The organism is Bifidobacterium olomucense (genome assembly GCF_012932375.1).
Taxonomy (GTDB): domain Bacteria; phylum Actinomycetota; class Actinomycetes; order Actinomycetales; family Bifidobacteriaceae; genus Bifidobacterium; species Bifidobacterium olomucense.
Map to the genome: position 1 here is coordinate 54385 of NZ_JAAIIG010000004.1, position 18919 is coordinate 73303.

The 18919-nt window shown below is 57.2% G+C and carries 15 protein-coding genes, 2 tRNA genes and 1 pseudogene; 1 reads left to right on the top strand and 17 read right to left on the bottom strand.

The features are described from left to right. The 4 genes from alaS to G1C97_RS05715 form a co-directional block, all read right to left on the bottom strand. Nucleotides 1–2682 (bottom strand): alanine--tRNA ligase, encoded by a 2682-nt coding sequence (alaS, locus tag G1C97_RS05700; protein ID WP_100495900.1) that lies wholly within the window; start codon nucleotides 2680–2682, stop codon nucleotides 1–3. A 115-nt stretch (nucleotides 2683–2797) separates the two neighbouring features. Continuing rightward, nucleotides 2798–3034: a hypothetical protein gene (locus G1C97_RS05705; RefSeq protein WP_169240950.1), complete on the bottom strand. Its 237-nt coding sequence runs from the start codon at nucleotides 3032–3034 to the stop codon at nucleotides 2798–2800. Beyond that, a complete protein-coding gene (locus G1C97_RS05710; protein WP_169240951.1) occupies nucleotides 3034–3426 on the bottom strand; it encodes a DUF948 domain-containing protein in 393 nt (130 codons plus the stop codon). The genes G1C97_RS05705 and G1C97_RS05710 overlap by 1 nt, the downstream gene beginning before the upstream one ends. A gap of 129 nt (nucleotides 3427–3555) precedes the next feature. Then, complete coding sequence (locus tag G1C97_RS05715) at nucleotides 3556–4230, bottom strand: histidine phosphatase family protein (RefSeq protein ID WP_169240952.1); 675 nt, start codon at nucleotides 4228–4230, stop codon at nucleotides 3556–3558. Between the two features lie 86 nt (nucleotides 4231–4316). Here G1C97_RS05715 and G1C97_RS05720 point away from each other — a divergent pair, with 86 nt between their 5' ends. After that, nucleotides 4317–6317, top strand: a complete 2001-nt coding sequence (locus tag G1C97_RS05720) for an acyltransferase family protein (protein WP_169240953.1) — start codon at nucleotides 4317–4319, stop codon at nucleotides 6315–6317. 130 nt (nucleotides 6318–6447) lie between these two features. Here the strand turns inward: G1C97_RS05720 and G1C97_RS05725 are convergent, their stop codons facing one another. From G1C97_RS05725 to G1C97_RS05785, 13 genes and pseudogenes are all read right to left on the bottom strand, one after another. Continuing rightward, a complete protein-coding gene (locus G1C97_RS05725) occupies nucleotides 6448–7122 on the bottom strand; it encodes an LOG family protein (RefSeq protein WP_417852212.1) in 675 nt (224 codons plus the stop codon). A gap of 314 nt (nucleotides 7123–7436) precedes the next feature. After that, nucleotides 7437–8690, bottom strand: a pseudogene (locus G1C97_RS05730) (Na+/H+ antiporter NhaA); the annotation flags it as partial. A 113-nt stretch (nucleotides 8691–8803) separates the two neighbouring features. Beyond that, entirely contained in the window at nucleotides 8804–10003 is a 1200-nt protein-coding gene (locus G1C97_RS05735) for a MalY/PatB family protein (protein ID WP_169240956.1), read from the bottom strand. A gap of 157 nt (nucleotides 10004–10160) precedes the next feature. Beyond that, nucleotides 10161–10234: transfer RNA gene (locus tag G1C97_RS05740), tRNA-Arg, on the bottom strand. A 29-nt stretch (nucleotides 10235–10263) separates the two neighbouring features. Continuing rightward, nucleotides 10264–10337 (bottom strand) — tRNA-Arg (locus G1C97_RS05745). Between the two features lie 143 nt (nucleotides 10338–10480). After that, complete coding sequence (gene clpX, locus G1C97_RS05750) at nucleotides 10481–11839, bottom strand: ATP-dependent Clp protease ATP-binding subunit ClpX (RefSeq protein WP_169240957.1); 1359 nt, start codon at nucleotides 11837–11839, stop codon at nucleotides 10481–10483. 125 nt (nucleotides 11840–11964) lie between these two features. After that, nucleotides 11965–12681, bottom strand: coding sequence for an ATP-dependent Clp protease proteolytic subunit (locus G1C97_RS05755; protein WP_169240958.1), 717 nt, complete (start codon nucleotides 12679–12681; stop codon nucleotides 11965–11967). A 5-nt stretch (nucleotides 12682–12686) separates the two neighbouring features. Continuing rightward, on the bottom strand, nucleotides 12687–13310 hold the full coding sequence (locus tag G1C97_RS05760; protein WP_335341339.1) for an ATP-dependent Clp protease proteolytic subunit: 624 nt from the start codon (nucleotides 13308–13310) through the stop codon (nucleotides 12687–12689). A 116-nt stretch (nucleotides 13311–13426) separates the two neighbouring features. Continuing rightward, nucleotides 13427–13810 (bottom strand): transcriptional regulator, encoded by a 384-nt coding sequence (locus G1C97_RS05765; protein WP_169240959.1) that lies wholly within the window; start codon nucleotides 13808–13810, stop codon nucleotides 13427–13429. 38 nt (nucleotides 13811–13848) lie between these two features. After that, on the bottom strand, nucleotides 13849–15333 hold the full coding sequence (locus tag G1C97_RS05770; RefSeq protein WP_417852209.1) for a chloride channel protein: 1485 nt from the start codon (nucleotides 15331–15333) through the stop codon (nucleotides 13849–13851). Between the two features lie 166 nt (nucleotides 15334–15499). Continuing rightward, on the bottom strand, nucleotides 15500–16885 hold the full coding sequence (gene tig / locus G1C97_RS05775; protein ID WP_169240961.1) for a trigger factor: 1386 nt from the start codon (nucleotides 16883–16885) through the stop codon (nucleotides 15500–15502). Between the two features lie 54 nt (nucleotides 16886–16939). Then, the gene (locus tag G1C97_RS05780) at nucleotides 16940–18241 is read right to left on the bottom strand and encodes an HRDC domain-containing protein (protein WP_169241087.1); all 1302 of its coding nucleotides are present in this window, start codon (nucleotides 18239–18241) and stop codon (nucleotides 16940–16942) included. Then, a complete protein-coding gene (locus G1C97_RS05785; protein ID WP_205832540.1) occupies nucleotides 18234–18914 on the bottom strand; it encodes a DUF3000 family protein in 681 nt (226 codons plus the stop codon). The genes G1C97_RS05780 and G1C97_RS05785 overlap by 8 nt, the downstream gene beginning before the upstream one ends. Nucleotides 18915–18919 lie beyond the last annotated feature (5 nt).

Here is an 18919-nt window from a genome sequence, read left to right on the forward strand (position 1 = left end):
TCAGGCCTTCTGCGCCTCGTGCTTGAGCGCTTCGAGGGCTTCGTCAATCTTTGTGGCATCGGCACCGCCGCCCTGGGCGAAGTCCGGCTTGCCGCCGCCGCCACCGCCGAGGATCTTGGAGGCTCCACGCACCAGATCGCCAGCCTTGATACCGGCCTTGCGTGCGGCCTCATTGGTAGCCACGGCGACCATCGGCTTGTCATCGGCGGAGACACCGGCAAGAGCCACTACCGCCGGCGCATCCTCACCGAGCTGGCCGCGCACGTCCAGCACCGTCTTGCGCAGTGCATCGAACGAGCCGAAATGACCCACGTTCTTGACCGCAGCCTTGACCGGCGCATCGGAATCCTTGGCGGCAGCCACCAGTGCAGGCACAGCCGCAGCAAGCTGGCCCTCATACATGGCAGCAAGACGACGATCGGCTTCCTTGAGCTTGGCCAGAAGGGTGTTCACGCGTTCCGCCAGCTCATCGGGGCGAGCATTAAGCTTGTCGGACAGCTGGGAGACCAGCGCATGCTCACGGGCGTTGAAGTCGTAGGCACCCTGGCCCACGACGGCATCCACACGACGCACACCTTGGCCAATGGACGCCTCGGACAGGATGTTGACCATACCGATCTTGCCGACGTGATCAACGTGAGTACCACCGCACAGCTCGCGGCTCCAACCGTCTTCGCCGATGGAGACCACGCGCACGATGTCGCCGTACTTCTCACCGAACAGGTGCATGGCACCAAGGGCGATGGCGTCGTCAAACTTCATTTCCTTGGTGGTCACCGCCAGATTGTCGCGCAGCTTGTCGTTTACGCGCTCTTCGACCGCGGAGATCACGGACTTGGCCGGAGCCTTGGACCACTGGAAGTCGAAACGAAGACGGTTCGGGGCATCTTCGGAACCACGCTGGGTAGCCTGCGGACCGAGCTCCTCGCGCAGCGCCTTATGCACCATGTGGGTGGCGGTGTGGGAACGGGCGATGGCGCCACGACGGTTCAGGTCGATGTTGGCGTTCACCTCGGCACCGACCACCAAGGTGCCTTCGGTCAGACGGCACTGGTGAACGATAAGATCCTTGATCGGCTTCTGCACGTCATCAACTTCAAGCACGGCACCATCGTCGGAGAGAATCTCGCCCTGATCGGCCAGCTGGCCGCCGGCCTCCGCGTAGAACGGAGTGCGGTCAAGGATGACTTCGATGTTGGCCGGGCCGGTGACTGCGGGTACGGAACCCTTGCCTTCCTGCATGATGCCGATGACCTTGGCACGGGCGGACATATCGGTGTAACCGAGGAAGTCGATCGGCTTGGCCAAAGTCTTCTTGAAATCGTCGTAGACAGACAGATCCACGTTGTGACGCTTCTTCAAAGCGTCGGCGCGGGCGCGGGACTTCTGTTCGGCCATCAGTTCACGGAACTTGGCTTCGTCCACCTTCACACCCTGCTCAGCCGCCATTTCGAGGGTGAGCTCGATCGGGAAGCCATAGGTATCGTGCAGCTTGAACGCGTCTTCACCGGTCACGGTCGGCTCGGAGGAATCGCTCTTGGCCTTGTTGACGGCAACATCGAGAATGGTGGTACCGGTTTCCAGCGTACGGCGGAAGGCGTCCTCCTCACCATATGCGGACTCGGACACCTCATGGAAGGTGTCGTTGAGCTCCGGGTAGCTGGCTTCCATCGCAGCCTTGGAGGTCGGGAAGAGGGTCGGCAGCACCGGATCGGTGACACCGAGCATACGCATGGAACGCACGGTGCGACGCAGCAGACGACGCAGCACGTAGCCACGGCCCACATTGGAGGGACGCACGCCATCGGACATGATCATCAGGGCGGAACGCACGTGGTCGGCCACAACGCGGAAACGTACATCGGCGTCCGCATCCTCGCCATACTTCAAACCGGACAGGCGTTCGGCGGCTTCGATGACCGGGAAGACCTCGTCAGTCTCGTAGATGTTGTTCTTGCCCTGCATCAGATAGGCAAGACGCTCCAGACCGGCACCGGTATCGATGTTCTTGTTCTCAAGCTCACCGACGATGTGAAGGTCGGTCTTGGACTTGACGTTGTCGACCTCGTAGTTTTCGAACACGAGGTCCCAAATCTCGATGTAACGGTTTTCGTCGGCGATCGGACCGCCTTCCTTACCGAATTCGGGGCCGCGATCCACATAGATCTCGGAGCAGGGGCCGCCGGGGCCGGGGCCACCGGTGGTCCAGAAGTTGTCTTCCATGCCCATCTTTTGAATGTGCTCAGGATCCACGCCCTCATTGATCCACAGGGAGCGGGCCTCGTCGTCATCGGTGAAGGTGGTCATCCACAGCTTTTCCGGGTCGAAACCATAGCCGCCCTGATCCTGCGGGGTGGTGAGCAGCTCCCATGCGTAATGGATGGCCTCTTCCTTGAAGTAATCACCGAAGGAGAAATTGCCGAGCATCTGGAAGAAGGTGCCGTGGCGAGTGGTCTTGCCGACTTCGTCGATATCAAGGGTACGCACGCACTTCTGGTTGGAGGCCATGCGATGCTTCGGCGGAGTCTGCTCGCCCATCAGATACGGGATAAACGGCACCATGCCTGCGATGGTGAACAGCGTGGTGGGATTCGGGGAGATCAGCGACGCCGAAGGCACAACAAGATGGTCATGCTTGGCGAAGTAATCGAGGTATCGCTTTGCGATTTCCGCAGTGCGCATGTCGGGATGTACTCCTTGTTGGTTTTTAGGCACAATGGCCCGGTTTGATTTGGGGAAAGAATTGTTCGATTGAGGCGGGATCAACACCGAATTATCGACATCTCAAGCCGATCGGCTATCTGGTCCGCTCGATGTATTGGCGGTTCAGCTCGTCCTCACGGGCTCGACGTATGGTGTTGAATTCGTTGATCAGTCCTTCTAATGTCCTGACCGCGACGTGTTCCTGATCGGGACCGAGCAGGAACTGGCGAGCCTTATCCGGCGTATTGGCCTTCACATAGGCCTGTGCCTTGGTGACGGCGACAATACCGACTGCCATTCCGAGCCCGACCCAGAAGATGCGTTTGAACATCACTGCTCCTTTACGCTGTCCGAAGCGGTTTTGGCGACGCCTTCGGCGAGGAAGGACTGTGCGGTTGCCTTCAGCGCATATACACTGGAGGCAACCTTGATAACGGGCTTGCCAAGGAAGGACCCGTACAGATCGGTCAAAGCTCCAACGTTATTGGCGGTGGTGGAAGCTGCGGCGGATATCTTATTGACATCCTCAAGCGACTTGTTGACCTGTCGGACAGTGGTTACGCCTTCGTCCAATGCGGGAATGGCATGCTCACCGGATTCCTTGACGGTCTGCGCAATCTGATCGAACATCTTGCCCAACCTGATCAGCGGATAGATCATGAATCCGGCCAGTACTGCAAACGCGATGGCCGCGATCAGGCCAGCGATCTCTCCGACTCCCATTGTTGCCTCCTTGAGGTCACATTTACTCGCTTAAGGGTAGCACTCCTCCCCTATTTCCTCGGCATATCACGGTCAAATCCCATGATTGCAACCGTTGCCGCGCATCGGCCAGAGCCTTCAGGCATACTGTCATTGACCGTATGACACGATGGTCAACGCTTGCGCGAACGGCTTGTCGGTATCGAAATCGATACGAGTGACCGATCCATTGGCCGGACGCACGCTCAGATCAAGATCAGGACCACCGAACCGATGGCCGAGGCTCAGCAGGGTATTGCCGTGCGAGATCTGCAGCACATCGTCACCATCCTTGAGTATCGGATTTGCTGCGATCAAGGCAAACGCACCTTCCACGCGAGCCCAGTACTCCTCATCAGATTCCGCGTCATGGAATGGATCGGCTTCCTTAAGAAAATCGCGGGAAGCCGACAGACCGAATTTCTCCACGATCTCGTTGTAGGTCTTGGCTCCGTGAGGGGCACCGGCGGCATACCAAGCCATGGCCATATCAAGACCTTCGTAATAACCATAGAACTGCTCGCGAAGATGCATGTCAGCGATCAGGTCCGGCCGCGGATTGCCGGCGGTCTCATTGATATCGAGAATCGTCTGTGCCGTCTGCTGCGCACGAGTGGTATCCGAACAATAGGCTGCTGCAAAACGAATCTGCTTGAGACGCTCTCCGGCTTTGACGGCATCGGCAATGCCGGATTCGGTCAGCGGCGAATTGGACCATCCCTGAAGACGGTTGTAGCGGTTGAAGTACGTCTGTCCGTGACGGACCAGATGAAGATGAAGCATCATGTTTTCTGATTATGCACCATCGCGCGGGTTTTAGCACACGGAATACGACGTTTGGAGGATACTTTTCGAGAGTATTTTACGGTGCTATGAGCACACCAGCCGTTGATCCGACATCGCGAACCGCATCGATTGCCTCCCCTGCCAGCACCGCATCATCCACGCGGCGTCCGGTTCATTGGAAAGGTATCGACGGGCTCCGTGCACTAGCCATCCTTGGCGTTATCGCCTTCCATACGCGTCCCTCCCTGTTGCAAGGCGGTTTCATCGGAGTCACATTGTTTTTCGTCATCACCGGTTTTCTGGCCACACGATCGGTGATGAACGCTGTAGATGCGACAGGTACTTTTGATTATGGGCGGTATCTGATCAAACGCATCACACGCATCTGGCCCGTATTGCTCTCGACCATAGCCATAGTGCCGTGGTTGGCCTGGTTATTTGCGCCCAGCCTTTTGATCAAAATCGTCTCGGATGCGCTACCCAGCGCGTTATTCGCCAGCAACTGGGTATACATCTTTCGTAAGGTCCCCTATTTTCAGGCTGCGGGACTGCCATCCCCTTTGACCCACCTCTGGTTTCTAAGCGTGACGATGCAGTTTTATGTGATCTGGCCCTTCGCGATATGGGCATTGGCAAGAATCACCCGATCCAAATGGATACGTTCGCTGGTTGTCATAATCGTCATGCTGAGTTCGGCCACCGCCATGTACCTGTTGTTTGACCCATCCAGCACCTCCCGCGTCTATTACGGTACCGACACCCGTTTGGCCGAGCTTGCGGCAGGCGGATTGCTGGCCATATGGACGACTTCATCGAACACGACCAGGCATCACGATATCTCAGCAGGTTGCGGACAATCACGGATACCCGTCATCATCCGCAACCTGGTTGGAGGCTTGGCACTGGCAGCCATCTTGGCGAGCTTTTGGTTTGCGAACGGATACGTCGCATACATGTATCAGGGCGGCTATCTGATCGCCGCCTTGGTCTGCCTTGCTGCTTTGGCCTGTGCGATGGACGACCGTTCAGTATGGCCGAAGATATTGGGATGCGTACCGTTGCGATATGTCGGTTCGCGTTCGTTCTCGCTGTATGTCATGCATTATCCGTTGTTGCAATTCATGAACCCGGCGACGCGCACCCAACCGTTGCCATGGTGGGGTTGGCTGGCAGAGACGGCCGTCATTCTCGTGGCGTCTGAGCTCTTCTATCGGTTGGTTGAGGCCGTTCGTACGCCAATGCTCTTGCCACGCAGCCATCATGCCGCAGCTGTACAGATACCACGGTCCGGCTTACGGCCAGCGTCATGGGTGTTGTCCTCCATTGCAGTGCTCACTGTGGTCGCGCTGGCTTGGGCGCCGGTCGATTGGCAAGGCATCGCTCAGACTCGCGCCGTGCAGCTTCGTCCGGAGTTGGCGAACACCGCACGATCAGTCAAGCCTCGGCACCCAGCTCCGTCCACCGCGCCCCGAAGCGAAGCCCCATCATCATCCGGCACCGATGGCGACCAAAGCCCTGTGCAACCGGCAGCTCCGGCCATCAAACCTATAGCGGAAAAGGTACCGAACAATTTGGATATCACCCGCTATACATATGATCCCGCCACGGAAAGCTGCAGTGCCGATATGATGATGATCGGCGATTCGGTAACCTCCGGCACCTCGGACGCCATCCAAGCGGCATTTCCCAACGCTTTCATCGACGGCCATCCCAATCGTCAACTGTCGCAGGCCACCGATGTATTGCAGCAGGATACCGCCAGCGGACATACCGGCAGCGTAATGGTGTTTGGTCTGGGAACCAACGGGGTCATCGACAGCGAGGAGCAAGTACAACAACTCATCGATCTGACGGACGGCAAGCCGACATACTTCATCACCATCCGAATGCCTTATCCATGGCAGGAGAACAATAACAACACCATGCTTCGCAAGGCGGCCAGCAAGAATCCGAATGTGGGCATCATCGACTGGCACGCCTACAGCGAGGGACATCCTGAATTTCTTAATGACGATGGCATACACCCGACCATGACCGGCGCATATGCCTATGCCACGATGATTCGCCAAGCTGTATGCGGCCAATAACCATAACGCATACGACTACGACACATACGGCAAGATCAACGTTGCCGGGTATGTCCTGTCCGGCAATGACGGGCCTCCATCTGGCCAATTGGCTAGGTGAAGTTTGTTGCGGAATGTTGCGGAATGAGCATCAGAGGCCCTTCGTGACCACCTCCACAGCCTCATCCGGGTCGTCCGTCAACGTCACGAGATGCGGGTCGATGGAGGAAATCATGCCGTGATCGCTTACAGGCCCACGAAGCCAGTCGAAAAGCCCTTGCCAGTAGGCTTTATCGAACAATACGACCGGCATGTCCGCCACCTTGTGGGTCTGCACCAATGTCAATAATTCGAACATCTCGTCCAGCGTGCCGAAACCTCCCGGGCAGACGATCACGCCGGAGGAATACTTGACGAACATGGTCTTTCTCACGAAGAAGTATCGGAAACTCATTCCGAGGTTCACCCACTGGTTCAACCCCTGTTCGTGTGGTAGCTCGATGCCCAATCCCACCGATTTGCCGCCTGCGAGCGCTGCTCCCCTATTGGCTGCTTCCATAACGCCCGGTCCGCCGCCGGTAATGACGGCAATGTTGCGCTTGGCGATCAGGCTTCCCATACGACGTGCCGCTTTGTATATCGGATCGGTGCGCTCAGTCCGTGCCGATCCAAAGATGGAAACCGCGGGACCGAGTTCGGCGAGCGCGCCGAAGCCATCCACGAATTCGGATTGGATGCGCAATACCCGCCATGGGTCCATATGCAGCCAGTCGGTGTCGGCGTCGGCCTTCAGCAGATTGGCGGTGGTGTTGTCGGTCGGAATCATCGGACCACGCAAGATCACCGGGCCACGGTGATAGGTGTCGCCCAGTGGTGAGGCGTCCTGCACGTTCTCGATCACCGTTTCGTTGAGATCCTCAGTATCGACTGATATATCGGTCTGAGCCTTATCCGCTACAGACGCAGTCTGCTGTATTTTTTTAGTGTCCTGCTGCTTATCGCCGTTCTTTTTTGCTTTCTTCTGCTTCTTGGCCATGACCGTCTCCTTGGACATCTGACTATCATCTGACTATTGGTTAAGCCTCATCACAGCAATGCCATCGCTGATCACCGTGGTTCACCGGCATGTGTTGTCCTCGCGAATTTCTTGGATTGACGATTGAGCAGTACGCCGGAAATGCACGCGGAGATCAGAGAGCCTACCAATACGCCGAATCTGGCCTCGGCGGACAGCTCCGCATTCGAGTAGGCCAAGGACGCGATGAGGAAGGATACGGTGAATCCGATGCCGCAGGCGCATGCGGTGGGAATCATATCGCGTACGGTGAGGCCTTTGGCCATCTTCAATCCGCCGATATGTGTGGACACCCAAGCCGTGGCGATGATACCCAACGGTTTGCCGATCACCAATGCCACAATCAAGGCGATAACCAGCGGCGACATCATCAGTGCAGGAGTGAGTTCGGCGAAATGCACTCCTGTCGCGAACAGCGCGAAAACCGGTAAGGCAAGCAGTGCGGAGAACGGTTGGAGCTTGGAAGCATACCGTTCGGCGCGCGGAGTGAGTTCACCATGTATCTCGCGCGCGGGCGTAGACAGTCCCACCAGAACGCCGGCCAATGTGGGATGTATGCCGGCTTCGAACATCATCACCCATGCCAGAAGTCCCACAATGGCGACTGCCGGCCATGGCACTTTCTTCATTCGCACCAGATGCGCCCAGATCAGCGCACAGACCGCAATGCCGATGAACCAATACCACGCGTTGACCGAGGAGAAGAACACAGCGATCAGAATAATGGCCAGCAGATCATCCACGGTGGCGAGCGTCAGCAGAAAAGCGCGAATCGAACCGGGCAGGCCTTTGGCGAACAGAGCAAGCACCGCCAGAGAAAACGCGATATCCGTGGCGGTGGGAACAGCCCACCCGTGTGCGAGATCAGCAAAAGGAATGACACTGCCCGTAGTGGTAAGCACCACGCTTCCCGCGTTTCCCGGCCCATATGCGGAAAACAGGGCTGCAACGGCTATGAACAATATCGGAGGAGCCATCATGCCTCCCACCGCGCACAGCATGGGCACGGCGGCGGCCTTCGGGTTAGACAGGGACCCGGTGGTGAGTTCTTGCCTGAGCTCCAAACCGACGGTCAGGAAAAAGATGGTCAGTAATCCGTCTTGGGCCCAATGACCGATCGGCAAGTTGATATTGGTATACGGAATACCGATATACGTTTCCGCTATGTTTTCGAACAGGTGGTAGGTCAACGGCAGATTCGCCGCTATCAGTCCGACAAACGCACAGCTCAGCATGATGAGTCCGGAGGCTCGGTCGGAGGCGGCGAGCCTTGTGATAGACGCCCATACGCCTCGTTGTGTACCGGTGGCCTGTGCCATCGCCGCTCCTTCCGACTGCTTGCGTTCCCCTGGGACTGCCTATCCATAGTACGTCAGCGACAGCGGATGGTTATGCCGGGGGCTGAGCGCTAGCCTCCCGACGTGATTCCCGACTATTTTCTGTCGGCTAACGCGCTTTCCATGTTGTTCAGTACACGTTTCAGCAAAGCCGTAGGACACGCGAGATTGATACGTTCAAAATAGTCGCCGGAACGCCCGAACAGCGAACCTTCATCGAACCAGACACGGGCTTTGAGGCGCATGAAGTCCCGCAATGCATCAGGCGTTTCAAATCCGAGTCCACGGCAGTCCAGCCATGCCAAATATGTGCCTTCCGGCTCGATAAGGCGCAAGCCATCCACACGAGCGGCAAAATCCCGTACACAGGAAAGATTGCGTTCAAGCACCGTCATCAGCTCGTTCAGCCAACCTTCGGCATCATTGTAAGCGGCTTGACATGCCACAAGTCCGAAATGGCTGACAGTGAGACCGGCGATATTCTCTGCCGCCACGTCAAATCGGCACTTCAGCGATGGGTCGGGGATGATCACGTTCGAACACAGCAGGCCCGCCAAGTTGAATGTCTTGGTGGGTGCGGTGAACTCGAACAGATGCGAATGATATTGTTCTCCCAATGTGCCGAACATCGTAACCGGATGTCCCGGGTATGCGAAGTCGGCATGAATTTCATCGCACAACAGATACACGTCATGTTTCAGACAGATATCACCGATGCGGCGCAATTCCCGCTCGCTCCACACACGGCCGACCGGATTGTGCGGATTGCACAGCATCATGGCCGTGCAACGGGGATCAGCGGCTTTGGCTTCCAGGTCATCAAAATCGATCGCATAACGGCCTGCCGCCTCATCCAGCACCAATTCATTGTCCAGAATAGTCAGACCATTGTGCTCAGCGGCAAACGTGAATGGGTAGTAAACCGGTCTTTGAATGATGACCTTGTCTCCCGGACGCGTAACCGCACGCAATGCGGTGTTCACGGCCGGCATAACGCCATCAGAAAGACTCATCCATGCCGGGTTTACATCGAAATCATGACGCCGACGCATCCAGCCGGTTACGGCCTCAAAATACTCGTCAGGCGCATAGTCATATCCGAATACATCATGTGCGGCGGCCTCCACCAACGCTGAAACAATTTCCGGTGCCGGCTTGAATTCCATATCGGCTACGGATAACGGGATCACGTCACGAGAATTCTGCCCCATCGTCTCTTCGATTTCATGCCACTTGATCGAAGTGGATCCATGACGTTCAAGAATCGAGTCGAAATCGTATCGAGACTGTTGCATCTTTGCCGCCTCCCGTTTCCTTCTTTCGGGCAAGAATCTGACTGCCAAGGCAATCGAATTCGCCGGAATGGCTTCCGAACCGCGGCAATGCGCGGAATCGGCTTGTATTCGTGAATTGGAAAAGCCTCGAAAGCATTTCGCTTCCGAGGCTTTATCGTGCGCGAGACAGGATTCGAACCTGCGACCTGCTGATCCGTAGTCAGCTGCTCTAATCCGCTGGGCTACTCGCGCATACCACTGTTTTCCCCGTGGTTCGGGAGTGCGCGAGACAGGATTCGAACCTGCGACCTGCTGATCCGTAGTCAGCTGCTCTAATCCGCTGGGCTACTCGCGCATGTTGTCGTTCAAACAACTCGATTTATAATACACGTCATCCAGCTTCATGCAACTCGATGCCACTTACGGCGTGTCCCCAGTAATATCAACGGTTTTTGATTATTCAACGTCTATAACGATCGCTCACTATTATGAGAACATTCAGCGATGATCCGCGCAATGAGCCTCTGAAGCGTGCAGCATCTTGGGTGCTCCGATACCTTCTACCGCATCGCGATCAACCACCACGCGCGCGATATCTTCCATACTGGGAAGACGAAACATCGTATCCTGCAGCGTATGCTCGATAATCGTGCGCAAACCACGCGCACCTATCCCCTGCCGTATGGCGGTGTCGGCTATCGTCCGAATCGCCTTGTTGGTAAATTGCAGGTCCACGCCGTCCACGGCAAACAGCTTCTTATATTGCTTGATCAGCGCATTTGTCGGCTGCGTCAATATCGCAGTCAAATCATCGGCCGTCAATTCATGGAGCACGCTGATCACCGGCAAACGTCCGATGAATTCAGGGAGCAGTCCGAATTCGGAAAGATCGTCGGCGTTGACCTGCTCCAGCAAATCTCCATCCGAGACCTCTTCCTGTTCCCAACGTGATGAGAATCCCGTTTCCCGCCGTCCCAAACGTTTGCGGACAATATCCGCAAGTCCGACGAACGCTCCGCCACAGATGAACAACACATCTCGCGTGTCCATTTGCACGGTATCTTGATCCTTGTGCTTGCGAGTGCCTTCCATCGGCACTGAAGCGATGGTGCCTTCCAAAATCTTGAGCAACGCCTGCTGCACGCCCTCACCGGATACGTCGCGCGTAATCGAGGTGTTTTCGCCGGTTTTCCGGGCGATTTTGTCGATTTCATCGATATAGACAATGCCGTGCTGCGCCCTGGCGACGTCACCATCCGCAGCTTGCAACAGCCGCTGGAGCACAGTCTCCACATCATCGCCCACATACCCGGCCTCGGTCAATGTCGTGGCGTCCGTGATGACGAATGGCACGTTCATCACTTTGGCCAAGGATTGCGCCAGATAAGTCTTGCCCACACCTGTGGGGCCGAGCAGCAGAATATTTGACTTGGCCACCTCCACGCCAGCCAGCGGATCGTTGCGTTGCCGGTCGAGAGATGTCGCACTGCGCAGCGGCAATTCGGTGGCACCGCCGTCGCCTTCGGCCTGCGCCCAACGCGCAGCAGACTGGCTGAGCTCCATATTCACACGCTTGTAATGGTTGTACACAGCTACGGCCAATGCCCTCTTGGCGTCTTCCTGGCCGACGACATATTGGTTGAGGTAGTCGAAGATCTGTGTGGGCTTGGGTAGGATCAGCGCATTGACCTGCGCGTCTTTGATGCGTTCTTCCGAGATGATGTCCAGACACAGACCAATGCATTCGTCGCAGATGGAAGCGTTGGGCCCAGCCACCAGCTTTCTGACCTGATGTTCGGTTTTACCGCAGAACGTGCAACGTGGAATGTCTTCGTTGTAGCTCACCACACGTCCCATACACGTCTCCTTTGCCTGTGCGCAACGCGTTAACTCCCTAGTACCACAATACCCCCGGGCCAAGCGGTCCGGGGGTATTTCAGCGGTATGATGTGAACGTTCTCAATCGTCACCGATCATGACGATTACTGACGATGCTCCAGCACCTCGTCCACCAATCCATATTCCTTGGCCTCAGGGGCTGTCAAGAAGGTATCCACTTCGATATCACGACGAATCTTCTCGACATCCTGACCGGTATGCTTAGCCAGCGTATTCTCCAGCCATTCACGCATGCGCAGCATTTCCTTGGCCTGAATCTCGATTTCCGTGGCCTTGCCGAATCCTTGATCGATAGCCGGCTGGTGGATCAGCACACGGGCGTTCGGCAGCATAAGTCGCTTGCCTTTGGCACCGGATGCAAGCAGGATAGCCGCAGCCGAAGCAGCCTGACCGAGGCATACGGTCTGCACGTCCGGCTTGATGTACTGCATGGTGTCATAGATAGCAGTCATGGCCGTCATCGAGCCGCCGGGCGAGTTGATATACATCATCACGTCACGGTTGGGATCCTGAGATTCAAGAACCAGCAGCTGAGCCATCACATCATCGGCCGAAGCATCATCAACCTGCACGCCCAAGAAAATGATGCGGTCCTCGAACAGGCGGGAATAGGCATCCTGCGTTTTCATGCCGTACGGGGTCTTCTCCACGAACTGCGGCATGACATAACGGTTGGAGGGCATTGCGGTACGCTGCGCTTGCGCTTCGGCACGCAGTGCCGCGGGCATGAAGCCCACGACCCCTTGACGGCCTGCCAGATGCTCGGCACGGCTTACGAACTTCGCTTCTTCACTTGCCATGGCTCTCACTCCCCTTTACGATCGTTGCCGATGGTGTCCGGCGTGGTCACCAGCTTGTCCACGAAACCGTATGCCAAGGCTTCTTCAGCGGTAAACCAATGGTCGTATTCGTTGTCACGGTAGATCTCCTCAACCGTGTGACCGGTCTGCGTTGCGGTCAGCTCGGCAAGGGTCTTCTTCATATCCATGATGAGCTCGGCATTGATACGTACATCGGTAGTAGTACCGCCTATGCCGCCAGAAGGCTGATGCATCAGGACTCGGGCGTGTGAAGTCAGATAACGCTTGCCGGGCGTACCGGAACTCAGCAGGAACTGGCCCATCGATGCGCACATGCCCAGGCCCACAGTAGCCACATCCGGCTCGATGAGCTGCATCGTATCATAGATGGCCATGCCGGCGGTGATGGATCCACCCGGCGAATTGATGTACAGCCAGATGTCCTTCTTCGGATCCTCGGCGGCCAGCATCAACAGCTGCGCGCAGATGCGGTTGGCCATATCGTCCTTGACTTCCTCACCCATCCAGATGATACGGTCCTTCAACAGACGGCTGAAAATCGGGTCCACGGGGCCGGCCGATGCGTCTGCGCCCGCCATGGCCGGTAAGGTCGCAAAGGTATTGCTCACCTTGAATCTCCTTAACTTATAACTCGAACATTGTTCAGACTACCGCCTTGAAGCGACGGAAGACCACTCATATCCATGATTTCGGCGGCCAGCGTAGGAAAAAGACGACTTATCGATCATTCCATAGCGTCAAGCACATCATCGATCAGCAGACGTTCCTGCGCTTGATTTCCCACATGCTTCAACCTCGGAAAACGGCGTTCGGCATTGGCGGGACTGGCGTCGGCCGCACGTGCCACGTTCGATTTGCTCACACCTCGTGCCACGCTCTTTTCCGCAAGGCGGTCCACCAATGAATCAGCGACTTGCCGCATCCGTTCCGCCACCCACAACTGTGCTACATCCTGACTCAGACCATAATCTTCAGCCAGTTCACTCGATGCCTCCTGTATGGCAGCCCAGAGCACCATAAACGGTTTGCGGTAATATGCGATCTGCTCGGTCAACGGCTCATGTCCCAACGTTTCCAACGCTTTACGATCTTCGGCATTCGCGGACAAATGTAGCTCCCCTCACCTTTTTGTGTCTCGACAATGCGTTACCGCTGCGATCGAGTGAGCAGCCACTTCGAAATCAGCGCGGACACGGCTACGGCACATCCCACAGGTACGAAGAACGTGATGGGCGCTTCCGTCAATTCCATGACCAGACACATGGCCATCAACGGTGCCTGCTGGGATGCAGCCAACAACGCAGCAGCTCCAATCAGCGCGCATGCCGTTACCGAATCGGCAGGAAAAGCGAACATCCATACCAGTCCCAGCAACGCTCCCAGTGTCGAACCCAATGCTATGCCGGGCTGCAGCACGCCGCCCGACGCTCCGGAGCGAATGGTCATCAGGGTGGCGAAAACCTTAGCTGCAAAAGTCAAAGCGAGTATGCCCGCAATCACTCCCGCATGATTCATCGTCAGCACCGTGCCGGCATCGGGCGCGAATCCCAATCCCCACCCATCGGCCAAGGAATCGATCCAAGAATGGACTCCGGTTCCGGTAGAGGCCGTCATACCGGTGGCGGAGGTCTCGTTCGCCAACAACGTCCACGGTGAAGCGGCAGTCGAGGCCTGCGATTGCGCGGCACCGGAGTCGCCGGCGATTTGCGGAATAAAGGTGCTGAATCCAAGTTGCGCGGCGGCACGACCGTTCCCCATGACCTGAGGTGCGAACACCGCCAACAGTCCGGTGATCAAACCAGCCAAAGGCATCTGCCAGAGAATGCCTTTACCGTCGGGCTTATGAGATTCCGCCCATGATGAACCCTTTCGGAACAGTGCGCCTGCCGCACCGCAAGCCATGCCGCACAGCAATGCGAACAACATCAGACTCGGCGTTGATTCAGGCTGCATGGTGGTGATGTCATAAAACGTATGGTGGCCTTTGATCAGCGTTGCCGTGAACGCGGCCACCGAAGACATGCCGAGTCCGAATGCCGCTGTTTCCAAGGTCACATCAGCAAGCAGGATCTCCACTGCGAAAAACATGCCAGCCAACGGCGCATTGTAGACGCCGCCAAGGCCTGCGCCGGCCGCCACGGCAACCACCATGTGCCGGTCGATGCCGTGTCCGGCGTCGAGATGGAACAGGTCGCAGAATCGTTGGGCAAGCATGGCACCCAGCTCGCGTGGGGCTACTTCTCGTCCGATGGAAGCGCCGGTGCCTACTATGAAAATCTGCAATACCACATGCAGCATGGTCTGCCAGATGGGCATTTGTTCTCCTCTGACAGCCTTCTTGACCGACGGCACCTTGGTGGTCTTGTTGCGCAACAGGTACCAAATCACGCTCGCGAAAGTCAATCCGAGCGTCACCGAAATGACACGACGAATGGCAGGCACGCCGAATGGACCAGGCTGACCTGCGCCCTCGACGTATCCAAGCATGAGTTGCTCGACGCCGTAGAGCAGCAGGGTCAGCAGACCGGCCCCTGCACCGATCAACATTCCCAGTATCACGGTTGCGGCGGCAAGCCATCCCAAACGTCTGGCATTGATGATTCGCGCAACGTCACCCATCTCATCTCCCATTTTTCGTTTTACCCACATCGATGCTATTGCAAGACATACCTAGGAAAACAATCCCCTCACGCACCAGCGCTACGTACCAAACGAAAAAGCCCGGAACCATAATGGTCCCGGGCCTGACAATCACGACATCACACCTGCAGACGGCAGATGCAACGGCGAATCATGCTCACTCGGCGTTCTCGGCCTTGTCCTCATCGGACTTGGACAGCTCGTCAGCCACAGTGGCGGCGGCGGAAGCAGCCTCCACGGATTCGGCTTCCTCATCCTCAGCAGCTTCACCGAGGAAGGCGGAGAGATCAACGGCCTCGCCGTCAGCGGTGAACTTGACAGCGCGCATGCCGGCCAGCAGACCCTTGGAGCGACCGACTTCCTGCACGGCGGAACCGAGCTGGCCGTTCTTGATGATGGCCTGAATGAAGGCGTTCGGATCCATGCCGTACTGCTGAGCGATGGAAGCGAGGAAGTTGAACACATCGGCCTGAGAGACCTGAACATCCAGCTTCTCGGCCAGAGCGTCGAGCACCATCTGATCGCGCAGATCCTTCTCGACCGTCTTCTCGGCCTCGTCCTTCTGCTCCTTGGTGGCCTTCTCAGGATCCGGAGTCATGCCCTTGAGGTGCTCGGCAACCATGTTGGCCTTGACGCCCTTCGGCACCGGAATCTCCAGACCTTCCTGCAGCTTGGCGATGAAGGCATCGCGAGCCTCGGTGGCCTGACGGCCTTCGGCGTCCTGAGCGGCGGCCTTGCGAATGTCAGCCTTGAGCTCATCCAGCGTGTCGAACTCGGAAGCCTCGGAGGCGAACTCATCGTTCAGCTCCGGCAGCTCCTCAGCCTTCACGGAGTTGACCTTCACCTTGACGGTGGCCTTTTCGCCTTCATGCTCGCCAGCTTCCAGCGTGCCTTCGAAGGTGGTCTCCTCACCTGCGGACAGGCCGTCCAGAGCTTCATCCAGACCATCGAGCATGGTGTTGGAGCCCAGCTCGTAGCTCACGCCTTCCTGAGAGTCAACGGTTTCGCCGTCGATCTCGGCAGTCAGGTCGATGTTGGCGAAATCACCCTTGGCGGCCGGACGATCGACACCCACCAGAGTACCGAAACGCTGACGCAGCGATTCCAGACGCTTGTCCACGTCCTCATCCTTGACTTCCGGCTTGGAGATGGCGATCTCCATGCCATCGAGCTCGGGCAGCTCGATATCGGGACGACGCTCGACGGTGGCGGTGAACTTCAGCTTGGTCTCATCCTTGGCGGAGGACGGCACATCCTGCACGTCGAACTCCGGCTGATCCATCGGACGAATCTTCTTCTCCTCCAGAGCCTTGGAGTACAGCTCCGGCACGGCGTCGTTCACGGCCTCACCGGCGACGGCGGCAAAGCCGATACGCTGATCGATGATCTTGCCGGGCACGTGTCCCTTACGGAAGCCGGGCACGTTCACCTGCTTGGCGATTTCCTTACGAGCCTTGTCCAGATACGGGTCGAGCTCTTCCGGTTCAACGGTGACGGTGAGCTTCACCTTGGTGGGCTCGAGGTTACGAACGCTGATCTTCACGCTAATGACTCCTCAAAAGTCGTTATTTTCCTACAGTCTGCCGTTAGGCAACCTCTATATGATAACGCCACTTACGGACGGTGCAACTAGCTTCACCTGCCATTGTCTGGCTCCTTGCCCCCGTAGAAACTCCGCTATGTCCACTTCCTGCGGGTCTTCGAGCCAGCACAGGTTCCGCAATATCTGCGGCTTGAGCACCATTTCCGCCGGTGTTCTCGTATCTTGTGCAATTTGATTGACCACTCGACGCACCCGCTGCAAACGCTCATATCGATCAGGATGGCGTTGCTCCCATAGTTTCATCGACCGAGGGGCATTGACTACGCCACCGTCCGTCGGCTCAGGCGTAGGCATGGTTGGCCACTGATTCGGTTTCAAAGCCATGGCACGATCGATGGCCAGCTTCCACACCTTGGGTTTCACGGCGCGCTGAATGGGAGCGTATCGCTCGAACATCTTGTCCTGCTCAGTGCCGGTACGAATGCGCACGCGTTCGTTCAACGAGCGCAGCGCCCTGAACTGAGCCGCATTATGCGGCTTGGCCTGAGCGGCCTCGATAATCGACGAGTCCGTCAGCAACAGGGTCGGGGCGATGTCATACTGACGAGCAAGACGGTCACGTTCCTCCCATAGGGATTTAGCTATGGCGAGTCCTTGCGGATCCCGGCTCAGTTGAGTGATGCGCGAAACCCTTAGCCAAGGAATCGGATGAGGCTTGCGCCCTGCAAGACCTTCCGCCAGGGCGTAGGCGAACTCCTCCTGCGCCCACTCGTCCTTTCCGCTTCGTTTCAAGTCCGCACGCATCAAGGACTCAAGCTCAATGAGCACTTCTACATCAAGTGCCGCATAATTACGCCAGTCTCGCGGTAGTGGACGATACGACCAGTCTGCTGCGGAATGCTCCTTGGCCAAGGTGATGCCAAGATAATGTTCGGTTACGGCTGCCAACCCGAATCGGTGCAGCCCCAGCAGTCGTGCCGCAATTTCCGTATCGAACAACCGTTGTGGGGTCAGACCGATATCTGCGAAGCCGGGCAGGTCCATCAATGAGTCATGCAGAATCCATACCGCATCGCCAACGGCATTGTTCAATTCGTTCCAGTCCGCGCCCTCACGGCTCAGAGCCACTGGATCTAACAGAGCTATGCCGGCTGACGACCTTTTGAATTGAATCAGCCAATCCTCGTGCCCGTATCGGAAACCGGACGCACGCTCTGCATCAGCCGCAAGCGGACCATCCGACATGGCCAGCGTCTCGCAATACCGGTGGTAGCCGTCCAACGTAGAGATAACGTCGGGCACTCCCCCTCGTGGTTCCTTGAGCAGCCGGGGTTCGGTGTCACGGACGTCACTCAACGTCATGTTCCTCCTGTGGGCCAACGGTCGACTGAATAAAAGCGGCCCACGAATTCACTTGTGTGCCGGCGTCCATCGTAGCGCCCAGCCCGGTCCCGTCAAGTGGCGTCCACGATACGCGAATCTCACAGCCGGCATGTGGTTCACCACTCAGGTTGCCGAATGCCGTATTACTGGTCACCGTCACCGTCCCGGCAAGGGTGCCCGGTTCAGCCCGGCCGATAACGAAATCTCGCATTGACTCCCATATCATGGAGGGGGTCAACGCATCGTTCTCCACCACATCAAGCGGCGACTTGGCAAAGGCCACGCATCGCCAACATGAACCCCATTCCTCCCTCGGCTTGCGCGCGTACAACAGCATCAACCATCCTGCGGCCGGATACGCATTGCATTGCCCGTAAAAGTCCGCACCTGTGCCACGAGCAGCATCCGTCATCGCGCATGACGCAACTTCAAACTCCACGCCGATACCGAAATCCGCCAATGTGGCAGGCACAGGAATCTCTCGGTAGATTACACCGTCGCGATGCGGCATGACTCTAACGGATTCAACGGCAGACCACACTACGTCCGGCACACCATGCGGACGTACGAGGTGCTGCGGCTTGCCGGCTCCATCGCCAGGCCTCATTGCCGCAGCCCCCGCTGGAAAAGCGAAGATCTCAGCCATAGTTA

Coding starts and splice junctions, on each gene's coding strand:
- alaS (WP_100495900.1), bottom strand. CDS start 2,682: ATGCGCACTGCGGAAATCGCAAAGCGATACCTCGATTACTTCGCCAAG.
- G1C97_RS05705 (WP_169240950.1), bottom strand. CDS start 3,034: ATGTTCAAACGCATCTTCTGGGTCGGGCTCGGAATGGCAGTCGGTATT.
- G1C97_RS05710 (WP_169240951.1), bottom strand. CDS start 3,426: ATGGGAGTCGGAGAGATCGCTGGCCTGATCGCGGCCATCGCGTTTGCA.
- G1C97_RS05715 (WP_169240952.1), bottom strand. CDS start 4,230: ATGATGCTTCATCTTCATCTGGTCCGTCACGGACAGACGTACTTCAAC.
- G1C97_RS05720 (WP_169240953.1), top strand. CDS start 4,317: ATGAGCACACCAGCCGTTGATCCGACATCGCGAACCGCATCGATTGCC.
- G1C97_RS05725 (WP_417852212.1), bottom strand. CDS start 7,122: ATGATTCCGACCGACAACACCACCGCCAATCTGCTGAAGGCCGACGCC.
- G1C97_RS05735 (WP_169240956.1), bottom strand. CDS start 10,003: ATGCAACAGTCTCGATACGATTTCGACTCGATTCTTGAACGTCATGGA.
- clpX (WP_169240957.1), bottom strand. CDS start 11,839: ATGGGACGTGTGGTGAGCTACAACGAAGACATTCCACGTTGCACGTTC.
- G1C97_RS05755 (WP_169240958.1), bottom strand. CDS start 12,681: ATGGCAAGTGAAGAAGCGAAGTTCGTAAGCCGTGCCGAGCATCTGGCA.
- G1C97_RS05770 (WP_417852209.1), bottom strand. CDS start 15,333: ATGGGAGATGAGATGGGTGACGTTGCGCGAATCATCAATGCCAGACGT.
- G1C97_RS05785 (WP_205832540.1), bottom strand. CDS start 18,914: ATGGCTGAGATCTTCGCTTTTCCAGCGGGGGCTGCGGCAATGAGGCCT.